Consider the following 299-nt stretch of genomic DNA (forward strand, 5'->3'; position numbering starts at 1 on the left):
CCCCCGTTCCGTCGATCCGGCCAGCCTGGTCGCCAGTGGCCGCCGCGTCTTCGAGATCGAACAGCAGGCCCTCGACGCGGTCGCCACCCGCCTCGGCGAGGCCTTCCAGCAGGCCTGCCAGGCGATCCTGGCCAGTCGCGGCCGGGTGGTTGCCACCGGCATGGGCAAGTCCGGGCACATCGCCCGCAAGATCGCCGCCACCCTGGCCTCCACCGGCACACCGGCGTTCTACGTGCACCCCGGTGAAGCCGGCCACGGACCTGGGCATGATCACCGAGGACGACGTGGTGCTGGCACTG

At 71.9% G+C, this 299-nt stretch carries 1 pseudogene; it reads left to right on the forward strand.

Features of this window, described 5'->3' with window-relative positions:
* Positions 1-25: 25 nt before the first annotated feature.
* Positions 26-299 (forward strand): annotated as a pseudogene (locus tag EN850_RS35500) (SIS domain-containing protein); the annotation flags it as partial.

The organism is Mesorhizobium sp. M8A.F.Ca.ET.207.01.1.1, from assembly GCF_004794715.1.
Lineage (GTDB): Bacteria > Pseudomonadota > Alphaproteobacteria > Rhizobiales > Rhizobiaceae > Mesorhizobium.